The following is a 25,534-nucleotide window of genomic DNA, read 5'->3' on the forward strand; positions in this document are numbered from 1 at the left end:
GGGACTTGAGACTTCGAACTACGGTTTGAAGACCACGCTACGGAAGGCTTGCTGGTCGCGCGGTTGCTTTTCGCATGTCTTGCCGCCGACCGGCGCCTTGCCGTCATCGCTCAGGATCTGGATCTCCTGCGCGTCGGGAATCGCAATCAGCGCCTCCGGAAACAGTCCGGCCAAGGCTTTCGTTGGAACTGGAGCGACCTTGTCGGTCGCAGGTCCGGGCCACGCGTAAAGCTCGAACGCGCCCTCCTGATCGATCGGTCCGGCGACGATAAGGAACGAGCTGCCGACACGTTCGATGCTTCGGACGCCACGGCCGGCAAGGTCCAGCTCGACGGGAGCACCGAATCTGGCCGGCGTGCCCGCAATGAGCTCGGTCGGATTCAGCAGCGGTACGACGAGGGCCTTGCCGCCCGGCAGCGGATTGCGAAAACCGATCAGCAGCGATCCGTCGCCGCCATCCGCAAGCCCCTCGATGTTCAGCGCGTCGCTTGCCTTCGGTGGACGCGTCGCGGCCTCGGCGAGATTGTAGCTCGCCAGCCCTCGATCGCCGGCAAGATCCTCGACGAGCTTCGCGTAGGGCTTGCCGATGGTCCGCACCGTCGGTGACGGCCGCTCGACGACCTCCGTGGCGAAGAACCGCCGGCGGCGGTCCTGCACCTCGCCGCGTCTGTTGGTGCCATGCGAGCTGATCCAGAAGATCAGATTGCCGACGCGCGCCGCGCCTTCGATGTCCGATTCCTTGCTCGGCTTGGTACCGAGGAAGGACGACAGATCGACCTGGGCAATCGATGCCGCCTCGTTGCGGCGATACACACGCAGCACGTTCAGCTCGTCATCGGCCACGACGAAATGATCCTTGTCGAGCGCGGCGGCCGCCGAGGCATTGCACATTTCGCGGTAGCCGAAGAGCGACGGTTCCGCGGCCTGGGCCACGCTGGAGAGCGATGTGGCCGCGAAAAGCAAGGCGAGTGGCAGAATTCGTTTCATTCGTGCTCCTCCGAACCGTCTGCGTCGATGATCTGATTTTATAGCCCAGCGCGACAACAGTCTTCCGCTGCTTGACAAGCGTATCTTTGTCGCGGCCGTCGTTGGCGGAAGCCGAGGCGCTGCCGTCCGGTGTCACGTTGACTCCCAAGGTGAACTGAAGGCCGATGAGCAGGGGGCCGTATACTGGGGACTTGCCCAGGTGATGTCGCGCCTTGTTCGATCGATGATGTGGTGCGAGCGGTCGTCCTGGCGATAAAGGGATCATCGGCTGGCCGAGCCTCGTGAAGTCCGTAGTGCCGGTCCGGGCTGATCTCGGCCATTGTCCGCTGATACTAATCCTTCATCTGTGGGACGCCTCCGATGAGCGACGAGAACGAGTCGAACCTCATCCAGCACAACCGACGCATCATCGCCGGCACATGCGCTGCGGTTGCGCTCTTGGTGGCTGGAGCCGTCGCCTTCACATGGGTGTCTCCGGTGGTGCCGGAGAAATCGGTGGCACAGCAATGGAACGAGGCGATCAGCCGGCTCGGCATCGAGCCGGTCTATCCGCCGCAGGAGGATATCGCGGTCGGCGACGTGTTCGTGATCCTGACCAAGGATGAGTTGAACGAGGTCGAGAAGGAGCCGCTCGCCGGCCGGTCCATGAGGATCTGGCACGTCGATATGACGAGCAAGATCGAGAATGCCTATGCCGAGATCTATCGCTTTCCGGAGACGCCGGACGCGCCGGCTCAGGGCAGGGCGTGGAAGCTGGGCGCGGCGAATGGGCCGGTGTTTCGCCCCGGCGTGCCGCGGACGGACCTGCCGCTGGTGCTGTTTCCGGGCTTCACGATCACCAGCACGCGGCAGGCCAACGGCGCAGCTTCGGCGGCGAGCCTCCTCGGCGCGGCCTTCCACGGCGACGTCGCTTCCGAGTTCTCGATGGACGTGCAGATCGCAGCTGCGGAGACCTACGGCGTCCCAGCCATCATGGCCGAAGCTGTCCTCGATAGTTTCTGCAACGGACCGCTGCAGCGATATTGCACTGAGACCGAGGCACGACGCCAGATGTCGCATGTCGTCGGCAGCAAGATCTACGACAAGGTCACCGATCCCGCCTCCGGCGAGACGAAGCCGCGCTTCAGCTTGGAATTGGGACTGATCACGCGGGTGTACCTGGCGCGATCGTTTCACAACGTGATCCGCCGGGCCGGCAGCGCGGGCGGCGCGGTCAACGGCGGAGACGGCGGGGCAACTCCCTCAAAGGCGCCATCCGATGTTCCGGCTGCCGGGGGAGCGCAAGCCGGTGCAGCTACGGCCGCGGCCAGCCCCGGCGAGGCTGGCGGTCGGCAGACCGATCCGGCAGGCGCGATCGGGCCGAACTCGCCGGGACTGTCAGGTGCGTTGCAGTTCGGAAATTCGTCGCTGGTCTCGACGGTGCAGACGCTGCAGCGGCCGGTCGCGTTCGGTTTCAGATCGGTACGCTGGCAATTTGGAGAGTCGAAATGAAGATATCGCTTGGCCTTCTCGTGCTGATCGGCCTCACGTCCATCGCCCTTGCAGAGGAGCCCGCGGCGGCGCCGCCGAGCCCAGTGCCCTGCAAGTTGGACGACGAAGTCTGTGCGATGTTGGCCCGGTCGTCTCCGCCCAAGCCGGGAGGCAATGGCCTCGGATCGCGCGGCGGAACCGGAGGACTTGGATCAGGCGTCGGGACCGGCGGTGCGGGGCTGAACAACATCACCAAGGGATTCGATCTGCGGATCGAGCGGTCGGCCATCCCGGGCAATGTCGGCCGATGAGGCCGGCCGCAATCGACTGTCGTCTCATGGAGCCGCTGTTTTCAGACGGTGATCGCGCCGGCCCGAATTGCCGCGACGACCGCGGTCATGCGATTGCAGGCGCCGAGCTTCCTGATGGCGTTCGACAAATGGAATTCGACCGTCTTCTCGGAGGTCGAGATGATCTCTCCGATTTCCCAGTTGGTCTTGCCCTCCTTGCACCATTCGAGGCATTCGATTTCGCGGGCGGTCAGTCTCGGGCTGTCGGGACGGGTGACGTCGTGGAGATCGCGGCGTCTCAGCCAATATTGGACGGCGATGCCGTACAGCCGTCGAATGCTCTCGTCGTGCTCGGTGATCCGTTCGCCGCGGCCGAGGCAGATTAGATCGACCGAGGTCCCCGGCCCGTGCAGTGGAATGACGAGGCCGGAGCGGATCCCGAGCGCATGTCCCTCGTGAAGCAGACGGCTCTCCTCGACGCCTCGCGAACCCAGCGTGCACAGCTCGTTCCACCGCAATGGTCGGTTCACCTGCCGGATCTGGCGTAGGACCAAGTCGGCGCCGTGCCAGTCGCGACCGAGAGCAGAGGGCGGAAGCCCGTTCCGGCATCCTTGCTGAAGTGAGACCAGGCGGTCGTCACGCGTCTCCGCAAACATGACCCGATCGTAGCCTTCTGCATCGACGGTCTGCAGGAAGGCGTCGAGCAGCTCGCGATCCGAGGTCATTGAGGAAGTCATCGAGATGAAATCGTCAATACTGGGGCTCATCCGGTACTCCGAATGGAGGTCGGTGTCGAAGCTAAATGGCAGACGCCAGACAGCGCACCGTCGTCAATGCGGTCGCATTGTGCAGGCGCTCCCGTCCACCGGCATCCGTTTCGATAAAATCATAACAACTGATTAGTCGTCTTGGCGTGAGTTAAGTGTGAGTTGAACGGAGCAAGCTGTAACCGGATGCCGAGGAAGCAAAGGCCCTGCACTCATTGTTGGAGGTCGTGCTGGCTGATCCGATCGACGAGCAGAATCAGCCAGTGAAGGATCGCCCGCTCCGAAGGTTGAAGATCCGACCGGTTGCCGAGTTGAACGACAGCCGGCCGAAATTCGGTCCAGCGGTGATAGAACTCGATCAGGTCGCGCGGCTCCGGCGGCCCTTGACCGGCCGGGTCGGCGCCTGCGTCGTTTTCCTCGGATCGGCCCATGCGAACACGATAGTCTGGCTGTTCGGGTTGCAGGGCGTGAAAAATACGTGAAGCAGCTTGGAGGCTCGCCGGCTTGGTGCTAGCCTGACTGCGTTTTATTGCTGATAGGCATTTTTTGGGCGGAATTTCTTCGTGAAGTTGGCACGCCTCGAGATCAGTCTTTTTGGAGCGTGCGTGGTGCGATCCACGCAGCCGGGCGGCTTTGAGATCAGCGGCGCCAAGCACAAAGCGCTGTTCGCACTTCTCGCGACAGCGCCCTTCGGCCGCCGCACCCGCGCGTTTCTCCAGGAGACGCTGTGGGGCACAGCCTGCTACGATACCGGGCGGCAAAGCCTCAGGCGTGCGCTATCTGATATTCGACATATCATGGGAGACTGCTTCGCGGACGTGCTGTCCAGCACCAACAGCGAGCTGTCGCTGGACATGTCGCGCGTCTCGTTCATCGGACGCCCCGGCGCCGGCGAGTTCCTCGAAGGTATCAATTTACGCGAGGAGGGCTTCAATCGCTGGCTTGCTGCGATGCGGCTCGATCCTCAGCAGATCTATGGGCTGTTCAGCACCAGGTCGCAGCCACCGCCGCCGCCGGTTCTGCCGCTGATCGCCGTGCTGCCCTTCCGAACTCTCGGTTCAGGCCTCGAGGGGCAGGGCGATGCCTGGCTCGGTGATTGGCTGGCGGAGGAGGTCTGCCGTTCGCTCTCGCGATCGAACCTGATCTCGGTCATTTCGCATTGGTCCAGCCGGGCGCTGGACCAACGCCGTATCGACATCGCCGCAGTCCGCTCGCTCTTGGGGGCGGACTATTGCGTCGTCGGGACATCCCGCGTGACCGGCAACGAGATCGTGCTCGATGCGGATTTTCTCGACGCGGCGTCGGGACGCATTCTGTGGACGCGCCAATTCACAGGTCCGGCCAGCGACTTTCTCAACCGCTCCGCCGAGGGTATCGCGCAGATCGTCCGCGCGGTCGGCCGCTCGATCGCCGACGATGCCATGGTGCATGTTGCGGGGCGAAAGGTCACGGATCTCGAAGATCACCGTCTCCTGGTCGCAGGGGTGAGCCTCATGCACCGACCCGCACTGCGCGACTTTGCCCGCTCGCGGGAGCTGATCGAGGAGGCGAGGCGGCGGGCTCCCAACGCAGCGGAAGTCCATGCGTGGTTTGCCAAATGGCACGTGCTCAGCGTCTTCAACCGATGGAGCAGCGATGCCGCGCGGGACACTCAGGTGGCCATCGACAGCACGGCGCGGGCGCTGGACATCGACCCGGAAAGCGCGTTCTGCATGACCATTGACGGCTTCGCGCACAACAATCTGCTACGTCGCATGGACATCGCTGCCGCCCGTTATGACGCCGCCCTGCAGCGCAATCCCAACGACTCACTCGCCTGGCTGATGAGGGGGGCGCTGCTCGCCTTCTCCGATGAACCGGCCGCCGCGGTCGTCGCGGCCGAAAAGGCACGGCGGCTCTCGCCGATGGATCCGTTCCGATATTACTACGAGTCGCTGAGTGCCACGGCGCTGTTCGCGGCCGGCCGTTACGCGGAAGCGCTTGAACTCGCAGACCGGTCGCTGTCGCGGCATGACCGCCACATCTCGACGCTGCGGGCCAAGGTCGCCTCATTGCATTGTCTCGGCCGCTCGCAGGAGGCGGGGGCCGCCGCGCGCGAAATTCTCCGCCGACAACCGGACTTCACAGTCGCCGGCTATCTTCGTGGGCATCCGGCAGGCGATCACGAGTTTGGACGGCGCGTCGCCGCCGCGCTGAGGGGGGCGGGCATTCCGTAAAAGGCAACTGAGGGACCGGATATGAGTCAATCGGGTGGCATGGGTGGCATGGGCGGCATGGGAGGCATGGGAGGCATGGGAAGCCTCACCGCCACCGGACTCGGCACTTTCCTCAGCGCCGGCGTCGACCCAGTCTACGACCCCATGCTTGTGCAGGGCCTGCAGATTACCGAGCAGGCGATCACGCATGTGGCCAACGGCGGAGCTGAGCCGGGCCACCCGCAGGAACTGCGCTTCTCGTGCGCCGGCAATATGGGGCTCTGGGCCGATTGGGTGCGGGCGTCGCTCTATCTCACGGACTTCATGCGCCACTTCGACTGGTCGGTCGGCGGGCACGACAAGTGCGTGTCGCTGAGCTATGGCGGCAAGAGCTTCTATACAATTCACAGGCCGGATATCGCCGTCTTCGAACAGCAACTGAAGCTGATGCGGAATTATCTCGATCAGCGCCCGGATCGAACGCCGGAAATCCTGACCCAGCTCGGCTTTCCGACACCCTATTTCGTGATGTTGCTCGGGCTGCAGACCGGCACTAACAACCATACGTTTGAGCTGATCACCATCACCCAGGTCATCGCTGCTCATGTCGCGATGGTCGCCAAGCACCACCTGGCCTGCCGGCGTCCCGACCGCATCGGCCATCAGGTGATGCCGATGATCCCGACGCCGGCGCATGGCAGCTTCCCGAGCGCCCATGCCACCGAGGCGTTCGCCGTCGCCGAGGTGCTCAACGGCTTGGTCGAATTCCAGAGCGGGCACTATGGCGACTACAAGAAGCGACAGGCCCTGATCAACAAGCTCGCCGAGCGCATCGCCGTCAACCGGACGGTCGCGGGATTGCACTTCCCGATCGACAGCTGGGCGGGTGCGATCCTCGGTCGTGCCATCGGACAGATCGTGCTGGCAAAATGCGGCCGCGGTGACGAGGTGCAAGGCTACAGCTACGACGCCCATGACGGCGATTTCTCCCTCACGGAGTTCGCGAAGGGAGCCAACGATCCTCTCGGCGTCAAGAAGGCGGATCCATGCAGCGTCTCGTCAAGCGACTTGTTTCGCTGGCTGTGGGACAGGGTTTGCGACGAATACACGTTCGCGAGATAGGCCGAGCCATGACAGAGAACGACCCGTCCGATGCTCGTGCTCAAGAGCCGGAGTCGGCGCCGATCTATCTCAGCCCCTATGAGGCCTGGAATTTCGGCCCGGGGCGGCCCTATGCGTTTCCCGCGATCCGCGACCAAGCCGAGTTCATTACGGCCGTCACCGAGTTGAAACGGGACGACGTCGCTGTGACCGAGGCGACGACGATGGACGCCGTCGCGATGGAGCGCATAGCGTGGCACCCGACCTTGTGGAGGGAACGGGAACTGTCGTTCGTTCCCTTCGTCGTGCGCAATCCGCTCGGGCGCATCGAGGATGCGGGCGATCTGGCGCAGCTGCTCGATCTCGGCCTCAAGCAACTGAACAACTTGGCCTTCGTCAACATCGGTGCCAAACGAGCTCGAATCGCGTTTCCGGTGCCACCGCGGGCCATGCACAGCGACCAAGATCGCGACCCATCAGGGCCCGCCTGGAAGCCCGACTCCGGACTGCGCGATCGGATCGGGAAGGACCCGCAAATCACCATCATGGCGGTGATCGACGACGGCCTCCCATTCGCGCATCGCAATTTCCGCGACGCAAGCGGAGCGCGGACGCGGGTCGAGTTCTGCTGGCTGCAGGCGGCGGACGCGCTCAAGGAGCAGCACAGCGTCCTCTTTGGCCGCGAATATATTCGTAGCGAGATCGAGGACTACATCGCACGCTACGGCGATGACGAGGATACCCTTTACTGCATGGCCGGGGCAACAAGCGACGCCGAGGATCTCGGCAGCCTGATCGACCGCCACGCCACCCACGGTGCCCATGTCATGGACCTGGCAACGGGTTACGCGCCTGAGCGCGACGAGGTCCCGCCCGAGGCGATACGCATCATAGCCGTGCAACTGCCGAATACGATTGCCTGGGACACTTCGGGTTTCGGAAAGGACATGTATGTGCTCTCAGCGATGCACTACATTTTCGAGCGCGCCGACCGCATCGCCGCCGGCTATGGGATCGAGCGGGCGCGGCTGGTGATCAACTTCAGCTATGGTTTCTCCGGCGGCCGGCACGATGGCGGCACTGAACTCGAGGCTGCGATCGACGAACTCGTCAGGATTCGCCGGGCGAAAGCGCACTGTCCCACCGCACTTGTTCTGCCCGCGGGAAATACGTTTCTCGATCGGCTGCACGCCCGTGTCAGGGAGGTCGACTTCAGGGACGGCGAGGCGCGACTCTATTGGAGGATCCAGCCGAACGATCGCACGCCGAGCTATCTCGAGATCTGGTTTGCCGGCAACTTCGACACCAGGGGGTATACGATCGAGCTCCGAGATCCCTGGAAGAAGATACGTCAGACCATCCCGATCACGGCAAATCAGGGGTTGAACAGACAGGACCCTGGTGATCCGAGACGCGTCGCGAGCCTTAAGAACGAACGCGACCAGCCGATCGGTCAGATCAGTGCTGATTATCACCGCCGGGACTGCTGGCGTGTGCTCGTTGTCCTGGCCCCTACGGAGCCCGACGATCAATCTCTGCCGGGCATCGAGGCCGGCAAATGGACCATCGTCATCAAGCGAGACGGGACTGCCGCACCGCTCGATCATCCGATCGAGTGCTGGATCCAGCGCTCGGCGGATCCCGAGAGCCTGCGCTCCGGCAGCCGGCAAAGCTATTTCGATCATCTCGATGACATCCGCTACACGGATGAAGGCGACCTGAAGGAGACCGATACCGACAATTGTGCCGTGCGGCGGTTCGGCAGTTTGAACGGGCTGGCGACGGGAAAGACAGCTCTCGTCGTGGCCGGCTACCGGCTTGCCAATGGATTGGGATCGTCGCTCAAAGAGGTTTGTCCCGCCCGCTATAGTTCGGCCGGGACGGAGAGCACGAGGCAAATCGCGCGGGGCATCGATTGCGCGTCGATGTCCGATCGCTCCCGGGTGCTGCCGGGGACGTGGGCTGCCGGCGTGCGCAGCGGCTCGCTGTCGCGGGTGCAGGGAACCAGCACGGCGGCTCCGTTTGTGGCCCGTCAACTCGTCACGACCTTTGTCACGGCGACTGAGGCATCTGTTGCGGCGGCTGAGGGCAACAACTATCTCGGCCTGTTGTCTGGCGACACGAGTCCCCTGAACCCGCAGACGAGAACGCGGCTTGGTACCGTGCGGGTCGAGCCGCATTGGCAGCCCGGCCTCGATCCGAAGCCGTCCAAAGCCAGCTCCGCGTGAGCCTTTCAATTCACGCTTATCTCACGCACGAGTTTCTCTTCTCCTTGGTAGTCTCTCCTTAAGCGCACAGGACCGTTGCGTCCGATGTCCCGGCGAGCCGCGGTCGTTCTCGGCTTCCCGCGGCGCCGGCGGGCGACCCAGCTCCTGATCGTCCTCGTCACGAGGCCGCGTGCCGCGCGACGTTCGTCGAAGGCGTAGGAAGACGCAGCGATCAGTCCTGCGTCCGAGGGAGGTAGGCATGGCGAAGCTGGCGGCGCGCTTCCTGAAAGTTCAAGGCGAGCACCTGGTGGAGGTGACGCGCCTCTTGGTGGATGACGGCGGGCACACCGTCTTCAGGCCCGCAATCGCTCTGCCGTTCTCGTTTGCGGTCGTCGAATTGTTCGATGGAAGCGAGGACCGGCGCCGCCTGCGGATGCGCGGGATGAACGGACTGCTCTATCGCGGTGACGGCGGCGGGCTCGAGATGCAGCTCGACGTGCCGTTTCCAGCGGTCGTGTTCAAGGATATTCCACCCAGCAAGACTGATATCGGCCCGGACTTCGCCTGCATGATCGGCATGAGGTTCGCGCCGGCGCTGTTCGGCGCTGACGGTTCGCTGCGCATCGATCACTATCATCTGGAATACCGAACGTGGAAGCCCGGCGGCGGCGCCGGCGACGCCCCGCCTCATGACGAGGCGCACTATCAGGATGCGGCGGGCAACCCGAAGCCGATTTCGCTCAAGCAGCTGACGGAGCGGGCCGCAGAGCGGAGTGTCGAGCTGAACATCTTCGGCACCAACGCCGACGTCGATCTCACGAGCGGCGACTATCCGCTGCTGGCGGACCTCTTCCGCAACGGGGGGCGGATCGAATTCGAGGATCGCAGTGCGATTCCGCCGCAGGACTCTCCGGACTTCAAGTTCGACAAGCCGCGCGCGGTCGGTGTGAAACCCATCGGTATTAGAGCCACGGCGCAGGACGCAGCCTCGACATCCTGCTCCATCGCAGCAGTCGTCGATATCGGTCCAAAGGCGGCAGCAGTCGATCAGGCTGATCTTCGGTTCGACGATTGTCTGCTCGCGACCGGGACCAGCGTTCGCGATCGAATCTCGATCGAGCTGATCCAGGATGGCGCCAACGATGGCTTGCTGGGCGTGGGCGTCTCCCGCGACCCTAACCGCTACTGTTGGTATGTGCGCGCGCGCCCGGTGCCAGCGACGATCTTCTCCACGATCTGGAACGAGCGGATCGCAAAGCCCTATCTCGACGCCCTGCGCATCACCGATGACGCGCGCGACCTTTCCTTCGTGCCGCTGCTGGAGAACATCGGGCCGGTCACGCCGGGCGGGACGCTGCCGGCCTTCGACCTCGCCTTCGATCTGGTGCAGCAGCGGCAGGATCGCAAGGCATCCCGCCTGTCGTCTCCCGTATTGATCGGCTTTCGCCCTCACGACGCCGAGCGCAGCGAATTCGCCGCTGATGCGATCTTCCCCGGACTGATCAACCATGACGGCAACATGGTGCGGCGCCGGCTGAAGGTGACGATCGAACGCCAGCCGCTGAACGAGAGCTTCGAGTGGTTCGACATCGCGCAGCGCAAGCCCGGCAGCCAGCCGACCATCGTGGTCACGCTGGAAACGGCGGAGGGTCTGACCTCCGGGCTCATCGGCGGCAAGGTGCGGCTCGGCGCGCTCGACCTCGATGTTCCACACGCAGCGAGTGGCGAGCAGGGGCAGATCCGAATCCGCTACAACGTGACTTTCGATCCCGCCGATCCGACGCGCGGCGGTATGCTGGGAGCCGAAAAGGATCCGAAGGGTGTCGCCGGCCGCGCCCGTCTGCCACGTCGCGGCGAGGCGCTGCCACGCGTCGCCGCTCGCATCGACCGGTTCGATCTGCATGGGGCGTTGCCCGGGTCTCAGGATCCGATCCCTGATGCCGGGCGGGCCTTCGATGCCGTCCTGGACGAACTCGCACGCGCGCCAGCACAGGCCATTGGTTCGACGGATCCGCGGCAACGACAGATTCAGCGCGAGAAGCAGATCGCGGCAGATCTGCAGCGCGAGGCCGCGGTGGTCCTCATCGACGACGCGCCTGCAACACCAGCTGATACGCCGTTCTTTCTTCACGGCGAGGAGGTCACCCGCACCAACCGCAATCGCCAGCTCAGCCTGACGCTGCACCGGAGGGCCACAAAAACGCGAACTGAGGCTTACCGAACCATCGTCATCGATCGTGAGCCGATGACGGTGGCGCTCATCGATGTTCCGGCGTTCGAGCTCGACAGCGAGGATGTCGCGGAGAATGACGGCGAGATCGCCAACTGGCAGACTTCCGAGCTCGCAGGCTCGTATTGGGACATCGCCAGGATCTCGGACGGCTTCGATCTGTTTCTGCCGCCGCAGGCCACCGGAGAAGCCGCTGAAAAAGGCCATCCATGGCCGACGATTTCGCCCCGCGGCTCCGAGCAGACGATCGATTTCCGGCTCGGCACGGCGGCCAGGCTGCGCCTGCGATCGTCCTACTTCAAGCAGCGTTATGCCGAGGCGCCTTGGAATCTACGCCGAATTCTGGGCTATGCCGGGCAGCGCGCGCCCGGCGCCGGCCTCGACAGCGCACGTTTCGAGTTTCTCTACGGATTGGCGTCGCGCTTGACGGCTCCGTCGCTGCGCCTTGCTGAGCTCGGCTCGCGCATCGGCGGCGTGCGTGATCCGCTACCGGCGCGTCCGCGCGGGATCACGCGGTCGCTGCTCGACGGCACCGAAACGCAGGCCGGCCCATCCCTGCAGCCGCTGGTCGAAGCTGAGCTGTATGACCGTTTTCGCGACGTGTCCGCGTCCTTCACCAAAGCCTGGAATACCCGCGTCGGTGTGTTCGAGGCCTATCGCGACGGTCATGATGAGCCGCTCTCCGTCGAAGACCAGTCGCCCGACAAGGTCGCGTTTGTCCTGCGCGTGCCCGGAGCGGAGGCGAGCCCTGCGGACCTCGATCCGGAGCCATGGAATCCGGACAGTGGCTCGACGAAGCTCAAGGGCGGCGCCACCTGGGGATTCGAATCGAAGAACATCCACGCCGAGGTGATCGCCAGGCCTTCAAGCACCCGTGGCCAGATCATCAATCCGTCCTTCTCTGCCCTGGGAGGCTCCGGCTTCGTTCGGGCGTTCTTCGCCAACGGCAAGACGCGCATCGTGTCGGACACCAGCTTCGGCCGGACACATAGTTATGCAGTCGAGCGGATCGGCCGGATCGCGCGACACTGGAACGTCGCCAAGCACGTCATCGTCTACGAGCGTACCGTGCTGCCGCCGGATCAGTTCGCTGCGCAGCAGGCCGGGCAACATCTTGGCCGGCCGGTGCTGCGCAAGGTGCGCGAATATGTCGACATCCTCGAGCCCGAACGGCGGTTTCCGGAGGCCGGCGCCAACCTGAAGAAGCGGGCCTTGTATGAGGCCTGCGTGTTCCGCACGTTGCGGATTCCGGTTGATAGCCGCTGGGGGCACGACGTCCCGGATGGTTGGGTCGTGCCGCTGTGGCACGAAGGTGAGGACCCGGATATCTACCCGAAGCCGGATATCCGCCTGCATTGCACCGGTGCTCACACCGATGCCGCCGCGGCGATCGCTGCGCGAAGCGCCAAGCCGCAGCAGTTCGTTTTCTTCACCTCGACACGCCCAGAGGATGGCGACAATCCCAATCTCTGGCCAGCGCGTGAAGGCGTCGATTTCGACAACAGGCCGCCGCCTGCGCCGGCGGGGACGCCGGGTCTGGATTCGGGCGACCCGGACGCTCCGGCGGCAGACGACATCATGCACGACCCGCTGCATGAGGGCGGCACCTTCGACATCGACAGCGACGGCGCTGCGGCCAATCTGGTGGCGACGCGCAGCAGCGGCGAACCGATCGCGGCCGTGCTGCAGACCATCACGGTGTCGCGTGGACAGCCGACCGGCGTGTCGGGCGGCGCGGCCGGCCAAGCCCTCGCTCTGCGCCAAGAGCTCGAGCGCATCCTTGCCGAGGCGCGCGGGTTGGACGCGATGCTGGACGGAGTGCTGTCGCAGAGCCGCGGCGTGCTCGGCAATCTGCTCCGCGTCGTCAACAAGACCCGACCGGAGATCGAGGCCGCCCTGAATGTGGAGATCGACCGCCTTGGCGCCATCAAGCCGGTCATTCACCGTGAGGCTGCCAAGGTGCGTGACGCGATCAACGCGGCGGTCGCTCGTGCCAAGGCAAATCTCGCCGCAGCCAGATCCGGATGGACCGACGCGGCGGATGTGGTGGAAGCTCGTCTCAAGCGGGACATCGAGAACGCGCTTCTGTCACGTCTCGATGGGCTGGAGAAAGAGCTCGAAGCGGTGGTGGCGCGGGTCGATGAGTTCCTCGCCTCCGACGCGCCCGCGCAAACGGCCGAGGTGCTCGCGCGACGCATCGAGGAGACGCTGGCTCCGGTCCGTCTCACCATCTTCAGTGCGCTCAACGTGGTGGGAGAAGCGCTCGCCCGGCTTGATCGGAGCATCGCGACGTTTCGCGTCGAAATCGCCGCCGCACGCGACCTCGTTGAACAGGAGGGAGCCGTCCTCAACAGCAGGATCGGCGCGCTGGCGACGCCATCGGATTTCCATTCGCTGGTCACGCTCTACGAAAGCTATCACGCCAAGGCGCTGACGAGCCTCGATGCCGTCGACAAGGTCGCGCGACGCGGCCTGCCGCGGGAGATCAAGGATCGCAAGCTGTTTGCGGCCGGAGCCAAGACGCTTCTCACGGTGCTCGCTGACCTCCGAACCAGCATCGTCCAGCTCCACGATGTCGCGCTCGGAGAGGTCGCGCGCAGCAGCGCATCGATCGAGACCGCAAAAGCCGTGATCAATCGCGCCGTCGGTGACACGGTCGCGCAACTGAGCGGGACGGCCTCTGCCATGCAGGCTCTGACCGATGCAGCCGCGGGGCTGACGGCAGACGCCGAGTCGGCGCTCGCGAATTTCCGGTCTGGCCTGCAGGCGGATTATGACGGCACCATGGATCGCATCCACGAGATCTGCCGCAAAACGGCATCCGGTGTCGGCGCAATCAAGGACGACGTGAGGAAGGCGCTACGTGACTTCGCAACGCGCGCCGGGAACCTGAAGACCAGGGTCCATCAGGCCGCCGATCAGGTCCTGAAAGCCATTGCAGGATTGCTCGACGAGGTCGGTGTCGCGATCGGAGTTCAGGAGCAGAAGCTCGACGCCGCGCTCGATGAGGCCGCAACGGCTGCCAGGACGACGATCGGCACTCTGGAAGCAACGCTCGTCGCAGCCGTCGACGATGTGATCGCCAGGTTGAAGGGGCAGGCCGGCAACCTCGCCGGGGCGATCGCCAACGCATCAGACCGGATCAAGCAGGGCGCCGCCGATCTGGCGCAGGGCCTTCGCGACAAAGTTCCGCCGGATCTTGCCGACGACGTCCGTGTCCTCGAGGAGGGCTACAAGCGTTTGTCGAACGCGCCAAGCTTCCAGAACCCGAGCGAGACGCTCGCGCTTATCCGCGCCGCCGGCTCCGCGCCGATCCTGCCGAACCTGAAATTCAACCGCGAGCGCATCGCATATTTCTTCGACGATGCGCGGGAGGCGGTGCAGAGCTCGCCGGTCGTCGGGCTGATGAACCGCATGGGCGACGATCTCAAGGCGCTCGGCATTCGCGTGCCGACCAACGAGTTTCTCGACCGGCTGATTCCCAAGGGCATGGAGAACTATGATTTCGGGAAGCTGTTTCCGGACCTCGGCGGGTTGAAGCTCGATGGGTTGTTCAAGAACGTTCGTCTGCCGTCGCTGAATGACAATGTGAAGGTGACCCACGGCTTCGACAAAGCGAGCCTCACTGCATGGGCAAAGGCGGAGGCGAGGGCGCCGTTTCCGAGCCGATCGGAGGTGTTCGAGATCGGCCCGCTCAAGCTGTCGGTTGTCGGAGCGCGCTTCGATGCCCTGGCCGACCTCGCGGTGGGACTGGATGGCATCACCCGGCGCACCACCAAAGGTGAGGTGGTGGGGGATTGGGAGCTTGCCTTCAGCGGCACGCCGCTGGTGACGCTGGAGCAGACACGCGTCTTCTTCGAGAATGGACAGGGCCTGAACGTCGATATCGATCCGACCCGCGTCCGTCTCGACAAGGCGATCAAATTCCTGTCCGACCTGATCAAGTCGTTCAGCGAGCCGAACTCCGGCTTCTTTATCGAGATGCTGGAGGATGGTGGCGCGCCTTCGGGACTGGCGGCGCGCATCGAGCTGCCATTGCCCCCGCTGTCGTTCGGCGCCTTCTCAGTGACGGGCTTGCGCTTCTCGGCCTCCTTCGAGCTGCTGATGATCAAGGGCAGCGGCGGACGGCGCGGCGACTTCGCGCTGGGCACCACGCTGGCGCTGGGCCGCAAGAGCGAGCCCTTCGTGCTGCGCGTGTGGATCCTGGTTGGTGGCGGCTGGCTCGAGACCAGCGCGAGGTACTTCCCGTCTTCAGGCAGGCTTCTCAGCCATGTGTCGGTGGGACTGACGGCCGGCCTCGGACTGGATTTCGCCTTCGGTCCGTGTCGCGGTTTCGTCTATGTGATGGTGGGAGCCTATGTCGAGTTCGACAGCGGCGGCGGCTCGAGTTTTTCCATTGCGGTCATCTTCCTGGTGCGCGGCGGCATCGTCATCCTCGGCCGCTTCAACATCGGCCTCTATCTGCTGCTCGAGCTCATCTATCAGAATGACGGCTCGGTGATCGGACGCGGAACGATCGAGGTCAGCTTCAAGATCTGCTGGTGCTGCGAGATCAAGGTTCGCCAGGGCGTGACCTATTATTTGAAGAAGGGCAGCGGCGCCACGCAGTCTGGACAACATCTCGATCATTTCGCCTGACCGGAGCGTGCCATGAAATTCGTACTGTTTTGCGATGTCTTGCGCGCGCCGGGCGAACGGGCCCGGCCGACCATCGGGCTCAGGCTGTCGGGTGCCGCGGTCAAGCCGTCGGCGGGCGAGTCCGACAGCGACTTCAATGCCAGGCTCCAGGCGCTGTTCGACGGCGTGCGGGGCAGGGATGTGCCGAAGCCGGGCGAAGCCGGGTTCGAACATTATCTCGATGATCTCGCGCGCGGTGCCGGACCGTTGTTTCCATGGCTCGGCGGCCGATTGGATTTCTCGCTTCTATGGGCCAGCGCGCCGGCGCGCCAGACGCCGCAGCCGGGCGCGATCGACCCGACCGGGTTTGGGGTCACGCCGATTGCGCTTCCGGCCGATGGCAATCCGGCGCACAACGCCAACTTCGAACTCTCCGACGCCAGCCTGAATGCGCTGCTCTACACCGCGCTCAAGGACCTCGCCTCGGACACCGCGCCCACGCACACGGATCACTACCATCACGTCGAACCATTCAAGCTGATCGGCTGGAACGAGGGGCAGGGCGGTCGTCAAGAGATCGAGGAGATCGGCGATACAGGCGCCAACTTTCGCTATGAAGCTTTCTTTGCAGGGCTGGCGTCGCTGCCGGCTCCGCTTCCACATGGACGGCTCAATCTCGTCCGCTTCGTCAGGCTGGATACGATCAAGCCGGCCCCGGCGGGGCAGACCACGCTACTGATCGCAGCGCCGCGTTTCCAGCCGCGGGCCGCAACGAGCGTGCTCGAGCCCGCATTCGGAGATCAGGCCCATCCCACCGTCCAATGGAATCTCGTCGGTCCCAATCTGGTGGCCAGCATTCCGTACATGACTCCCTTCGGCGGTCACGAGATCGAAGTCCTCTGCCGTGCGCTCGATCTTGGCGAGGACCTGACCCGCAACGCCAGCTTCCTCGATCGTGAGACGCTGTGGGTCAAGCGAAGCCACACGCGTGGTGTGAGCGACAGTCGCGACGGCATCGGCTTCGAGGACTGGCTGGCCCGGCTGCCGGAACAGCTCGCTGATGTCTTCGACCTGCCGCGGCTGGTGCTGCAAGCGGTCGAAGATGACGCGACGTCGCCCGGCACGCCGTTGACGGCCGCGCTCTCCATGCCTTCTCGTCCGGACGGTGCGATGCGGCTGGCCGAAGCCGTGTTGATGGCGTTGCGCGACACGGTGGGACCAGGTTGTGTCGCCACTGCGTCCGCCGTCCTGACGGGCCCGAACGGCTCGCCCGCGCACCTTGCGATTCTGGAGCGTGTGAACAGGATCATCGTCGAAAGTCGCCCGGGGTCGGAGCTGAATGCGCAGGAGCTGCGGGCGCTCGCTGACGGTGTCGAGCGCGACGACCGGGCATTTCGCAATGCGTTTCGCAACGGAGCTGGTGACCCGCAGCGTGCGGTCTGGCTTGGCCGGCTGGCGAAAATCGCTGGCGCCAATCTGAATCTGCCCGCGGGGGCAGGCTTCCTCACGGAGCTGGCGGCTCGCGTCGCCGTCGGCCCGGATGCGAAAGGGGCGTTCGATCCTTCGCCGCTCCGCCGCGCGGTCGACGAGCTGACCACGCCAGCCGCGGCCGCTGCGCTGCAGATTGAAATCTGGCGGCACTCGGCGCCGGCCGATGCGCGTCACGGCGCCTGGCTCTCGGCCGCGGAAGCGGCATTCCCGGTGCTGTTCGATCGCGGCTTCCGTCTCGTCGAGATCCTGAAGAAGGCGAACATCGATCTGGCCTGGGCGGCGCCCGACGGCATCTGGAAGAAGGCGAGTGACCCTGACATCCGCGACACGGAGGCCCTGGCCGGCTCGGAGCGCCATCGCGGCAACATTCGTGAAGCCATCACGAGCTATTTGTATGGAACGCTGTGCGAAAGCGACGGCAGCCCGACGACGCTCGAGTGGATCTATCAGGACGATCACGGCCGCATCGGGCGGCTGCCCGCTTCCGCGCGCGGCGTGCTCGCGGACGCCGTCGATACTGCGGCCCGTGTGCGGATGCAGGGCTGGTTCAAGCAGCCGGACAAGGAGGGTACCGATACCCTTCTCACGGGGGACCTCGCGCCTGACGCGCATGGCGTGATGCTACAGATCGACCGGCTCGTTGTCGCGGCCGGAGACACACCGGACTTCAACGAGGATCTGGCCGGCTATGGACTGCTGATGCGACGGAGCAGACCGGCCGACGCCTGGCGCTGTCTCACAGCCTGCTTCGCCGAGCTTGCCCCGGATTCCGATATGCCGGTGCCGGCCACCTTCGTGTCGGCGCCCCGCGCGGTGATGGGAGCGCTGCCGGTGTCCTATACGAGCCGGATGCCGCAGGTCATCGTGACCTACGACAACCGGCCGATCGTTGGCGACGGCCAGGCCGATATTCAGACCGAAGGGCAAACAGAGGATGATCCGCAGCCGCGCATCGCCCGTCTGGTCCAACCGCGCGTGCAGGACAATCCGCCGGCCGAAACCCTGCTGCCGTTCCTGGCCTATGGCGCCACCTTCGACGTCGCTCCGTTCGGCATCTCCAACCAGGGAGCCTTCCCGGTCGAGATCAGACGCGATGACTTCCCGGCTTTGCTCGATCCGGCAAAGCTGACGGACGATCTGTTTGCGGCCAATGCCGACATCGTGCGCCGTTTCTCCTATCTGCGCCGAACCGGCATCGGATCGCTGCGGGTCGCACCGGCGTTCGCGCCCGCCCAGCGGGCCGGCGCGTTGTTTCATCCGATGGTGCCTCCCCGCGAGACCAGGCTGGTCGCCGACGAAATCCTGGTGCCGCCGCAGGCGATCGAGCCGTGGGCGCCCTCCGGAGCTGTGCGTGCCTTGAAGATGAAGACTGCATTGCTGCTCAGCGACGCCAATGGCGATGCGCTGGTGGTCAAGCCGGACAATGCTTGCGGTGAATTGCGGCTGCGCGTCGAAGCACCCGTGACGACGCTCGAGGATTTCGACCGCTGGATCGCCTTCGACGAGACGGTGCTATCCGACGCTGACAAGACGGCGCTGCGGCAGTTTCGCAAGGCGCTGCGCACGTTCCATTTCGAGCAGACCGCGGCGCTGCACGACCGCGAGTTAGCCTTGCGCAAAGCCGTCGACACGCGCGATGGCGCCGCCGAGGCGCGTTTGCGCGCCGAGGTGGACGCGATCAAGGCGACGCTCGATCTGCAGGACCCGTCGGTCGGCGTCCTGGCCGTCTCGGTCACGCGGGTGCGGCGCGACGGCGCGCTTGCTCCCGATGCCGTTGGCCGTCACACGCCGGAACTGTTCGCGTGGCGATGGACATGGAAGCCGGACCTGGACCCGACACGTCCGTTCGCCACGGCGCGGCCACCGATCGATGTCATATGCAAGGTGAGCAAGGACAGGACCAAGCCGCTGTTCGATGCGGCAACGAAGACGGTCTGGAGCACCCCGGGCGACGTCGTCATCGTGCGGCTGTTCGCCGGTGTCGACGATGCGCTGTTCGTCGAGAATGTTGCGCCGGCCGGCCGGCGCCGGTTCGACGATTGCGTCCGCCGCGTCTCGCTCGGAGCAGGTGACAAGGACGCCGTCGTGACCGCAGCCGATGGCACGCACTATCGCCTGTTTTCGACCTATGCGTTCGCGGTAGAAGCTGCCTCGCCCGGACTGCCGGCTGACATCGAGATTGCCGCAGCCGTCAGCGGAAGCATCGTCGATGGCGGGTCGGGCGCCGCGGACGAAAGTCCTGGCGATATTCGTCTCCATTTCCGGCGCACGCCGTCAGTGGCTTCTGATGCGATCGGCAGCCTCACCGTCGGTTCGCAGGCCTGGCGATGGACGGGCCGTCCCCTGTCGCCATTCCCGTTCGACAAGACCGGGAGCCTCAACGTCTTCCCGGTCCAGGATCCGCAAGATCCTCTGTCCGTTTCGCCGCCATCGGCGGCGGAGTCGGCGCTGCTGTGGGACATGGAAGGCTTCGCCGAGCGCCTCGACGAGACACTCGACGACGAGATGGCACCGCTGCCGTTGAGCGAGCAGATCGATTTGAACGCGACGCCGCCGGCAAGCACAGCCCGCGCAACACGGATCGCGTTGCGCACTCCGAACCGCAGCGAGGTTGCGCGCTACATGCGTTTTCGCGTCACTGCCGTGAACCGATATGCGTCCGCCTATCAGGCCGCTCGCCAGAAGAACGTCGGCACATGCGCAGCGCGATGGACAAGCGTGAGCGGCAAATGGGAGACGCCCTGGTTTCGTATCGTCCGGCCCGCAGCAATCCCTGATGTGATTCCGAAGCCCGGACTCCGTGCCCTGATTCCGCTGACGCGCGCTCTGCGGGACGGCGAGGTCTCGCCGGTGGCCGGGGTCCTCGCGGTGGTCGATGGGGCCTGGTTCGAACACGCCGGTCCTGCCGAGTGGCTGCTTGCCGGAGTCGAGACGGCCTACCGCAAGACGTCGATCATCCCGGGATCTCCGGCCGGAGCCGTGGCCGCGGAGATCGGGCCCGACCCGCTAGTCCGGACCTATGGCCTGGGCCAGGCGCCGCGACAAACACCGACGAGCGCGGCAGAGCTTCGCTCGGCGGTTCCGCTCGCCGTGACCGGACCGCTCGGGCATTCCTTCGATTCAGGGACGGCGACCGGACTGTTTCTCAACAGCTCCTTCATCGTGCCGGCGCCGGCGCTGGCGGCCGATGATCCGGCGGCATGGTGGATGGGAAAGCTTGCGTTCCGCCGTCTCATCCTGGCCGAAGGCACGCGCGGCTACCGGCATACGAGCAAGGACCAAAAAAAGCCATCCAACACGGTGCAGATCGGCGCGACGGTCCATTCCATCGCGGCGACGACAACGCCTGCCTCCCTGAAGCTCCGGGCGACGGGCAAGTTGTCCTGGGGCGCGCTCACTGCCGATGCGACCACCGCGATCGAGGCCAGCCGTACCGGTCCCGGCTGGAGCATCACCGTCGAGAATTCGACGCCTCACGCCAAGGACCGCTTCGACATCACCACAGCGGGCATGGATCTGCGGCTCATCGCCGTGCGCCGGGTTGCCCGCATTCCCGCCGGACCGGAGCAATATGTCTGGTACGAACTGCTGCTCCTGGTGAAGCCCCGTAACCGGCCGTGGCAACTCGCGTGGCAGACACAATGGTTCAACGACATGAAGCTGGCGCAGGCCGGTGACCCCGCCAAAGCCGAACTCGCCTTCGCTTTCGTCACCGAGGCCCGCACCAACGTGACCTGCGACGACCCGCTGATCACGACGATCCCGCAGGTGTCGGATGCCACCGAGGGACGATGGACGCAATTTCTGCCCAACATGCAAACACTCGCGCGATCTGCCAAGGTCGACCTCGGCGCGCTTGCGTTGTCGGTCGATTCACGCGCGAACGAGCGGCTCCGCCTGACGGCCGGGGGGCAGCCCTTCGCCTGGCTCCCGACCAATGCCCTGAAGACCAAGCGGGGACAAGACGACCAGGGACTCTTCAATCTGCTGCTGGTGACCAAGCGAATAACCAGCGTCTCCGACAGCAACGAAGAGGCTTATGTCGGCCTGTATCACTCGGCCGCTGGGTATGATCCGGCCGAGCAGGCTGTCGTGCTGACCTGGTTCGATCGTGGCCCACCGCGTGCGCTCACCGGCAAGCCCGATCTGATCGGCCGCATACTGACCGTCCGCGCCGGAAGCCCCTCAGTGTCCGATGCGCAGATTGCGGAATGGCAGAACGATCCCTGGAAGGCGTTCTTTCCTCATGAGAGGAGCCTGGAGCAAGCCGATCCGGCAATGGTGTTCGGCGAAACCAGGCCTCCCGACGCCTCCGCCCAGATCGTGGAGATCTACTCCCCCATCATTTCACGAGACATCTCAAGCTGAACCTGATGCAACGAGCAGCCTCGCCTGGCTCTGCGCGGCCGCAATATTCTCTCGATAGATATTCAGAAGTTCAAATATTCGTATATAAAGCCTTCTGTGTCAGCCACGGCATCGGGCCGCGTGCGAGCAAGGAGGACGGGCGTCATGACGATGATCACCGACGTCGATCGTCGGCGCGATCCTCTATGCGCTGAGCTTCGATTGGGTGAAAGCCCACATTCTCAACGTCTGCGCGGCGCTCCGCAAGGTACGGCTGCCCGACGTCACCGGCCTTCCGGATGCGGTCTGGTTCGCCGCGCTTGTGATCGGCGCAGGCTTCTTCTTCTAGGTCGAAGCGTCCGAAACCGAGGCGAAGCGGGCGCGTGGTGAGGCGGCCTTTGCCCGACCGGTTCATCGTCAGCAGTCGAAAGGTTCTTCCAATGCTAGCAGGATTGTTCAAAAGACTGACGGGGTCGACCAGCGTCCCGGCGATTGCGCATGACGAGCTGGTCAAGGCGCATCAACAGCGCAGCTGCGTCATCGTCGACGTCCGCGAGCCCCACGAGTTCAAGGGCGGTCATATCCCAGGCGCTATCAACCATCCACTCTCGCGTTTCGATCCGGAGCGCCTCGTGCGCGACAAGCCGGTGATCCTGATTTGCCAGGCCGGCGGTCGCTCGGCCACCGCATTGCGCCGGGCGCTGGCGGCGGGACGGCAGGACATCCGCCACTATGCGGGCGGCATGAATGGCTGGCGCGCGCGCGGCGGTCCGGTCGCCTAGGCGGCCGGTCGGATTGCGGCTGAACCGAACCACCGACATATCTTTCGATAATAGTCGTCACTTCCGCGCATCCGCGATCGCCTGCTTGAATGCCTGGGCGTTCGGCGCACCGGGGACGCGGAAACGGCCGATGATGAAGGCCGGCGTGCCCTGGAAGCCGAGGCCCACGGCCTGCTCGTGATTGCGGGCAAGGAGGGCGTTGATCTCGTCCTGCTTGGCGGTGAGATCGGCCTTGGCGCGCGCGAGGTCGATCCCGGCGGCGGAGAGCGCGGCGTCGACCTTGGCTTCGGACAGCTTCTCGTTGAGCGAGATCAGCGCCTCGTGGGCCTCGGCGAACTTGTCCTGGTATTTCGCGGCCAGCGTGAGGCGCGAGGCATAGATCGAAGGGCCGCCGAAGATCGGCCAGTCCTTGAAGACGAGGCGGACGTGACCGTCGTCGCGCACCACCTTGGCGAGCTCCGGGCTGATCTTGCGGCAATATGGACATTGATAGTCGAAATACTCGACGATCGTGATGTCGCCATCGGCATTGCCGAGAACGGGAATGGCGGGATCGCGCAGGATGCGTGCCTCGCTCAGGATGTCGCCGTCGTCGTCCTCGGCGCGGGCCTGGAGCGGCAGCAGGGCGGCTGCGAGCAGCAGCAGCGTGGCAAGCGATGCAGCAAAGGTCTTTCTTGTCATGACTTGTCGTTCTCCGGTTGGGGGATGGTGGATGCAGTATTGATCGCGTCGAGCACGATCTGAGGGGTCAGGAGCTCGGGCAGCACGATGCCGCTGGGCGCGCCTGGTCCGAACACGACGTTGAACGGCAGGCCGTAGCGATCGAAGGATCGGAGATAGCTCGCGATGGCATCGCTGGGTGAGGTCCAGTCCGCCCTGACCGCGATGACATCCGAGGCGAGGCGGCTGCGCACGGCCGCACTGTCGATCACGAACGTCTCGTTGACCTTGCAGGTGACGCACCAGCTGGCGCCGATATCGACAAACACGGTATGGCCGCTGCGGACCTCGGCCGCGATGTCGGCGGGCACCAATGGCTGCCAGTCGATTGCGGTGCTTTGGCTCACGCCAGGCGGCTGCGTCACATGCGTTGCGGCGATCAGCGCCAGCCCGATCGGGACGGCGAGACCGGCGCCAGCGAGCGCTCGCCGCAACGGAAAACGCAGCGCGGCCAGGATGAGCCCGGTCACGAGCAGCGCGGCGGCGAGCACGGTGGCCGTTACGGTGCCGCTGATGTCCGCGAGCACGGTCAGCAGCCACAGCGCGGTTGCGATCATCGCAAGCGCCGCCACCGCGCGCAGCTTCAGCATCCAGCGCCCCGGCCGCGGGAAGAGTCTGGCAAGACGTGGTGCCGCTGCCAGCAACAGATAGGGCGCCGCCATTCCAATGCCGAGAGTCGCGAACACCAGCAGGATCTGCGGCGCAGCCTGCGACAGGGCAAACGCGACGGCAGTGCCGACGAAAGGCGCCGAGCAGGGCGTTGCCAGCAACGTCATGACGAAACCGTTGATGGTGTGGCCCGCGACCGTCCGCCGGCCGGTCGCGCCACTGAGGCGGCCGGCGATCCACCAGGGCAGCTTGATCTCGAACAGACCGAGGAGGTTGGCGCCGAACGCGGCGAGAACGAGGATCATGGGGATGAGGAAAGCGGGCTGCTGAAACTGCAGGCCCCAGCCGACCTGCGCGCCCGCCGCCTTCAGGGCGGAGAGGACGATGGCAAGTGTCACGAACGAGGCGACGATGCCTGCGGCCGTCGCGAGAAAGGCCGGACGCGGTGAGGGTGCGTGGGCCGGATCGTGCTCGATCAAAGAGACGAGCTTCAGCGACAGCACCGGAAATACGCAGGGCATGAAGTTGAGGATGAAGCCGCCGAGCAGCGCGACCGCGAGGATGGTCCAGATCGATGCCGCCCCGGTGCGCGATGCTGCCGCTCCTGGTCTGGCGACAACATCAGCATCGACCGGGAGCGTGGCTTCGATCGACCGGTCGCCATCGACGAGCGTCACTCGCAACCGTTGGCGCGGGCCGGCCTGATCCAAACCTTGCAACGGCACGGAGATTGTGACTTCGCCATCCGATATCCTGCTCACCTGGGCACGACCGCCGGACACGGCGTCACTGCCGTCGATGAAAACGTCGGGCGCGCGCAGCGGCGGCGTTGCCCGGGCCTCGAGCCGCAATTCCGGCTTCGGCTGGCGGTCGATGCGAAGCGCAGAGATGGAGAGCCCAACCGCAGTCGCACGGGGCACGCTCTGCCGCCATTCGTCGATCAGTGCCTGGTCGTTCGGCTGACGCGACATGGCCGGAATGTCGGCTTCGAGCTGGGTCTCCTGCTGCGTGCAGATGATCGAACAGACGAACAGGACGGCCTTCAGCGTGAGATGTGCGGGCGCCGCTCGATCCCGAAGCTGCACGCGCAACGGAAACATCACATGCTCGTCATAGCCGAACGTATCGATGTCCTGCTCGCTGAAGCGCCGTGGCGCCGGCCATTCGACGGTCACTTCGGCGACATTGCGTGACCCGCTCCAGTCGAATTCGGGCGGCGCGCCGGCATCGCCGGGGGAGCGCCAATAGGTGTGCCAGCCGGCGCCGAGCCTGACATCCAGCCCCGCCCATGCTGTCGCGGCGCCGCTGTCTGCTCGCGCGACGTCGCCGACCAGCAGGCGCGTGTCCAGGTTTGGCTGGGGCCGCGACGCGCCGACGGCAGAAGCTATCGTTGCAAGATGAAGCACCCCCAGCAACAGGCCGAGGCTCCCAAGATGACGGATGGACATGTTGATCTCCCTGCGCGGTCGCGCATGTCGCTGGCGGTCGCGCTGCGCTACCGGCGCTAGGTGCCCGACAACGGCACTTGAGCCGATCCGCTTTCAACGCGATCGATCATGGATGTTCGTTCGCCGACGCCGCGGCGTTACGGCCGCGCGCGACAGGACGAGAGGATGGTCAGGATCGGCGACAGGGAGGACGGTAGGGTGAGGACGCGTGACATTGCGTTGTCAGCGCATCGTCCTGGGGATGCCACGACAGCGTCCGCGAGACGGCCATTG

General features: G+C 64.9%; 14 protein-coding genes. 10 read left to right on the top strand and 4 right to left on the bottom strand.

Going from position 1 to position 25,534, the window contains the following annotated elements; genetic code table 11:
• Positions 1-18 precede the first annotated feature (18 nt).
• A complete protein-coding gene (locus BRAD285_RS14065; protein ID WP_139020587.1) occupies positions 19-1,044 on the bottom strand; it encodes a DUF3616 domain-containing protein in 1,026 nt (341 codons plus the stop codon).
• 303 nt (positions 1,045-1,347) lie between these two features.
• Between BRAD285_RS14065 and BRAD285_RS14070 the strand changes: the two genes are divergently transcribed.
• Positions 1,348-2,478 (top strand): hypothetical protein, encoded by a 1,131-nt coding sequence (locus BRAD285_RS14070; RefSeq protein WP_006610511.1) that lies wholly within the window; start codon positions 1,348-1,350, stop codon positions 2,476-2,478.
• Positions 2,475-2,768 (top strand): hypothetical protein, encoded by a 294-nt coding sequence (locus BRAD285_RS14075; protein WP_006610510.1) that lies wholly within the window; start codon positions 2,475-2,477, stop codon positions 2,766-2,768. Before BRAD285_RS14070 ends, BRAD285_RS14075 begins: the two co-directional genes overlap by 4 nt.
• Positions 2,769-2,809: 41 nt before the next feature.
• Here the strand turns inward: BRAD285_RS14075 and BRAD285_RS36565 are convergent, their stop codons facing one another.
• A complete protein-coding gene (locus tag BRAD285_RS36565) occupies positions 2,810-3,484 on the bottom strand; it encodes a LuxR C-terminal-related transcriptional regulator (RefSeq protein ID WP_283806897.1) in 675 nt (224 codons plus the stop codon).
• A 257-nt stretch (positions 3,485-3,741) separates the two neighbouring features.
• Here BRAD285_RS36565 and BRAD285_RS35390 point away from each other — a divergent pair, with 257 nt between their 5' ends.
• The 8 genes from BRAD285_RS35390 (at position 3,742) to BRAD285_RS14120 (ending at position 22,484) form a co-directional block, all read left to right on the top strand.
• Positions 3,742-3,996: a hypothetical protein gene (locus BRAD285_RS35390; protein ID WP_172889770.1), complete on the top strand. Its 255-nt coding sequence runs from the start codon at positions 3,742-3,744 to the stop codon at positions 3,994-3,996.
• A gap of 81 nt (positions 3,997-4,077) precedes the next feature.
• Positions 4,078-5,730 (top strand): hypothetical protein, encoded by a 1,653-nt coding sequence (locus BRAD285_RS14090; RefSeq protein WP_006610508.1) that lies wholly within the window; start codon positions 4,078-4,080, stop codon positions 5,728-5,730.
• A 75-nt stretch (positions 5,731-5,805) separates the two neighbouring features.
• Complete coding sequence (locus BRAD285_RS14095; protein WP_244422108.1) at positions 5,806-6,831, top strand: phosphatase PAP2 family protein; 1,026 nt, start codon at positions 5,806-5,808, stop codon at positions 6,829-6,831.
• Positions 6,832-6,839: 8 nt separating this feature from the next.
• Positions 6,840-9,038 carry a hypothetical protein gene (locus tag BRAD285_RS14100; protein WP_035645235.1) on the top strand — a complete coding sequence of 733 codons (2,199 nt, stop codon included), beginning with the start codon at positions 6,840-6,842 and terminating at the stop codon, positions 9,036-9,038.
• A gap of 238 nt (positions 9,039-9,276) precedes the next feature.
• Positions 9,277-15,885, top strand: a complete 6,609-nt coding sequence (locus tag BRAD285_RS14105) for a hypothetical protein (RefSeq protein ID WP_035645233.1) — start codon at positions 9,277-9,279, stop codon at positions 15,883-15,885.
• A 12-nt stretch (positions 15,886-15,897) separates the two neighbouring features.
• Complete coding sequence (locus tag BRAD285_RS14110; protein WP_006610504.1) at positions 15,898-21,723, top strand: hypothetical protein; 5,826 nt, start codon at positions 15,898-15,900, stop codon at positions 21,721-21,723.
• Positions 21,724-21,928: 205 nt separating this feature from the next.
• Complete coding sequence (locus BRAD285_RS36520) at positions 21,929-22,051, top strand: hypothetical protein (RefSeq protein ID WP_006610503.1); 123 nt, start codon at positions 21,929-21,931, stop codon at positions 22,049-22,051.
• Positions 22,052-22,142: 91 nt separating this feature from the next.
• Positions 22,143-22,484, top strand: coding sequence for a rhodanese-like domain-containing protein (locus tag BRAD285_RS14120; protein WP_006610502.1), 342 nt, complete (start codon positions 22,143-22,145; stop codon positions 22,482-22,484).
• A gap of 57 nt (positions 22,485-22,541) precedes the next feature.
• Here BRAD285_RS14120 and BRAD285_RS14125 read toward each other — a convergent pair whose 3' ends face one another.
• Complete coding sequence (locus tag BRAD285_RS14125; RefSeq protein ID WP_006610501.1) at positions 22,542-23,165, bottom strand: DsbA family protein; 624 nt, start codon at positions 23,163-23,165, stop codon at positions 22,542-22,544.
• Complete coding sequence (locus tag BRAD285_RS14130; RefSeq protein ID WP_006610500.1) at positions 23,162-25,261, bottom strand: protein-disulfide reductase DsbD; 2,100 nt, start codon at positions 25,259-25,261, stop codon at positions 23,162-23,164. Before BRAD285_RS14130 ends, BRAD285_RS14125 begins: the two co-directional genes overlap by 4 nt.
• Positions 25,262-25,534: the final 273 nt, after the last annotated feature.

It is taken from the genome of Bradyrhizobium sp. ORS 285, from assembly GCF_900176205.1.
Classification (GTDB): domain Bacteria; phylum Pseudomonadota; class Alphaproteobacteria; order Rhizobiales; family Xanthobacteraceae; genus Bradyrhizobium.

Coding starts and splice junctions, on each gene's coding strand:
- BRAD285_RS14100 (WP_035645235.1), top strand. CDS start 6,840: ATGACAGAGAACGACCCGTCCGATGCTCGTGCTCAAGAGCCGGAGTCG.
- BRAD285_RS14125 (WP_006610501.1), bottom strand. CDS start 23,165: ATGACAAGAAAGACCTTTGCTGCATCGCTTGCCACGCTGCTGCTGCTC.
- BRAD285_RS14105 (WP_035645233.1), top strand. CDS start 9,277: ATGGCGAAGCTGGCGGCGCGCTTCCTGAAAGTTCAAGGCGAGCACCTG.
- BRAD285_RS36565 (WP_283806897.1), bottom strand. CDS start 3,484: ATGACTTCCTCAATGACCTCGGATCGCGAGCTGCTCGACGCCTTCCTG.
- BRAD285_RS14110 (WP_006610504.1), top strand. CDS start 15,898: ATGAAATTCGTACTGTTTTGCGATGTCTTGCGCGCGCCGGGCGAACGG.
- BRAD285_RS14095 (WP_244422108.1), top strand. CDS start 5,806: ATGGGAAGCCTCACCGCCACCGGACTCGGCACTTTCCTCAGCGCCGGC.
- BRAD285_RS14130 (WP_006610500.1), bottom strand. CDS start 25,261: ATGTCCATCCGTCATCTTGGGAGCCTCGGCCTGTTGCTGGGGGTGCTT.
- BRAD285_RS14070 (WP_006610511.1), top strand. CDS start 1,348: ATGAGCGACGAGAACGAGTCGAACCTCATCCAGCACAACCGACGCATC.
- BRAD285_RS14075 (WP_006610510.1), top strand. CDS start 2,475: ATGAAGATATCGCTTGGCCTTCTCGTGCTGATCGGCCTCACGTCCATC.
- BRAD285_RS14120 (WP_006610502.1), top strand. CDS start 22,143: ATGCTAGCAGGATTGTTCAAAAGACTGACGGGGTCGACCAGCGTCCCG.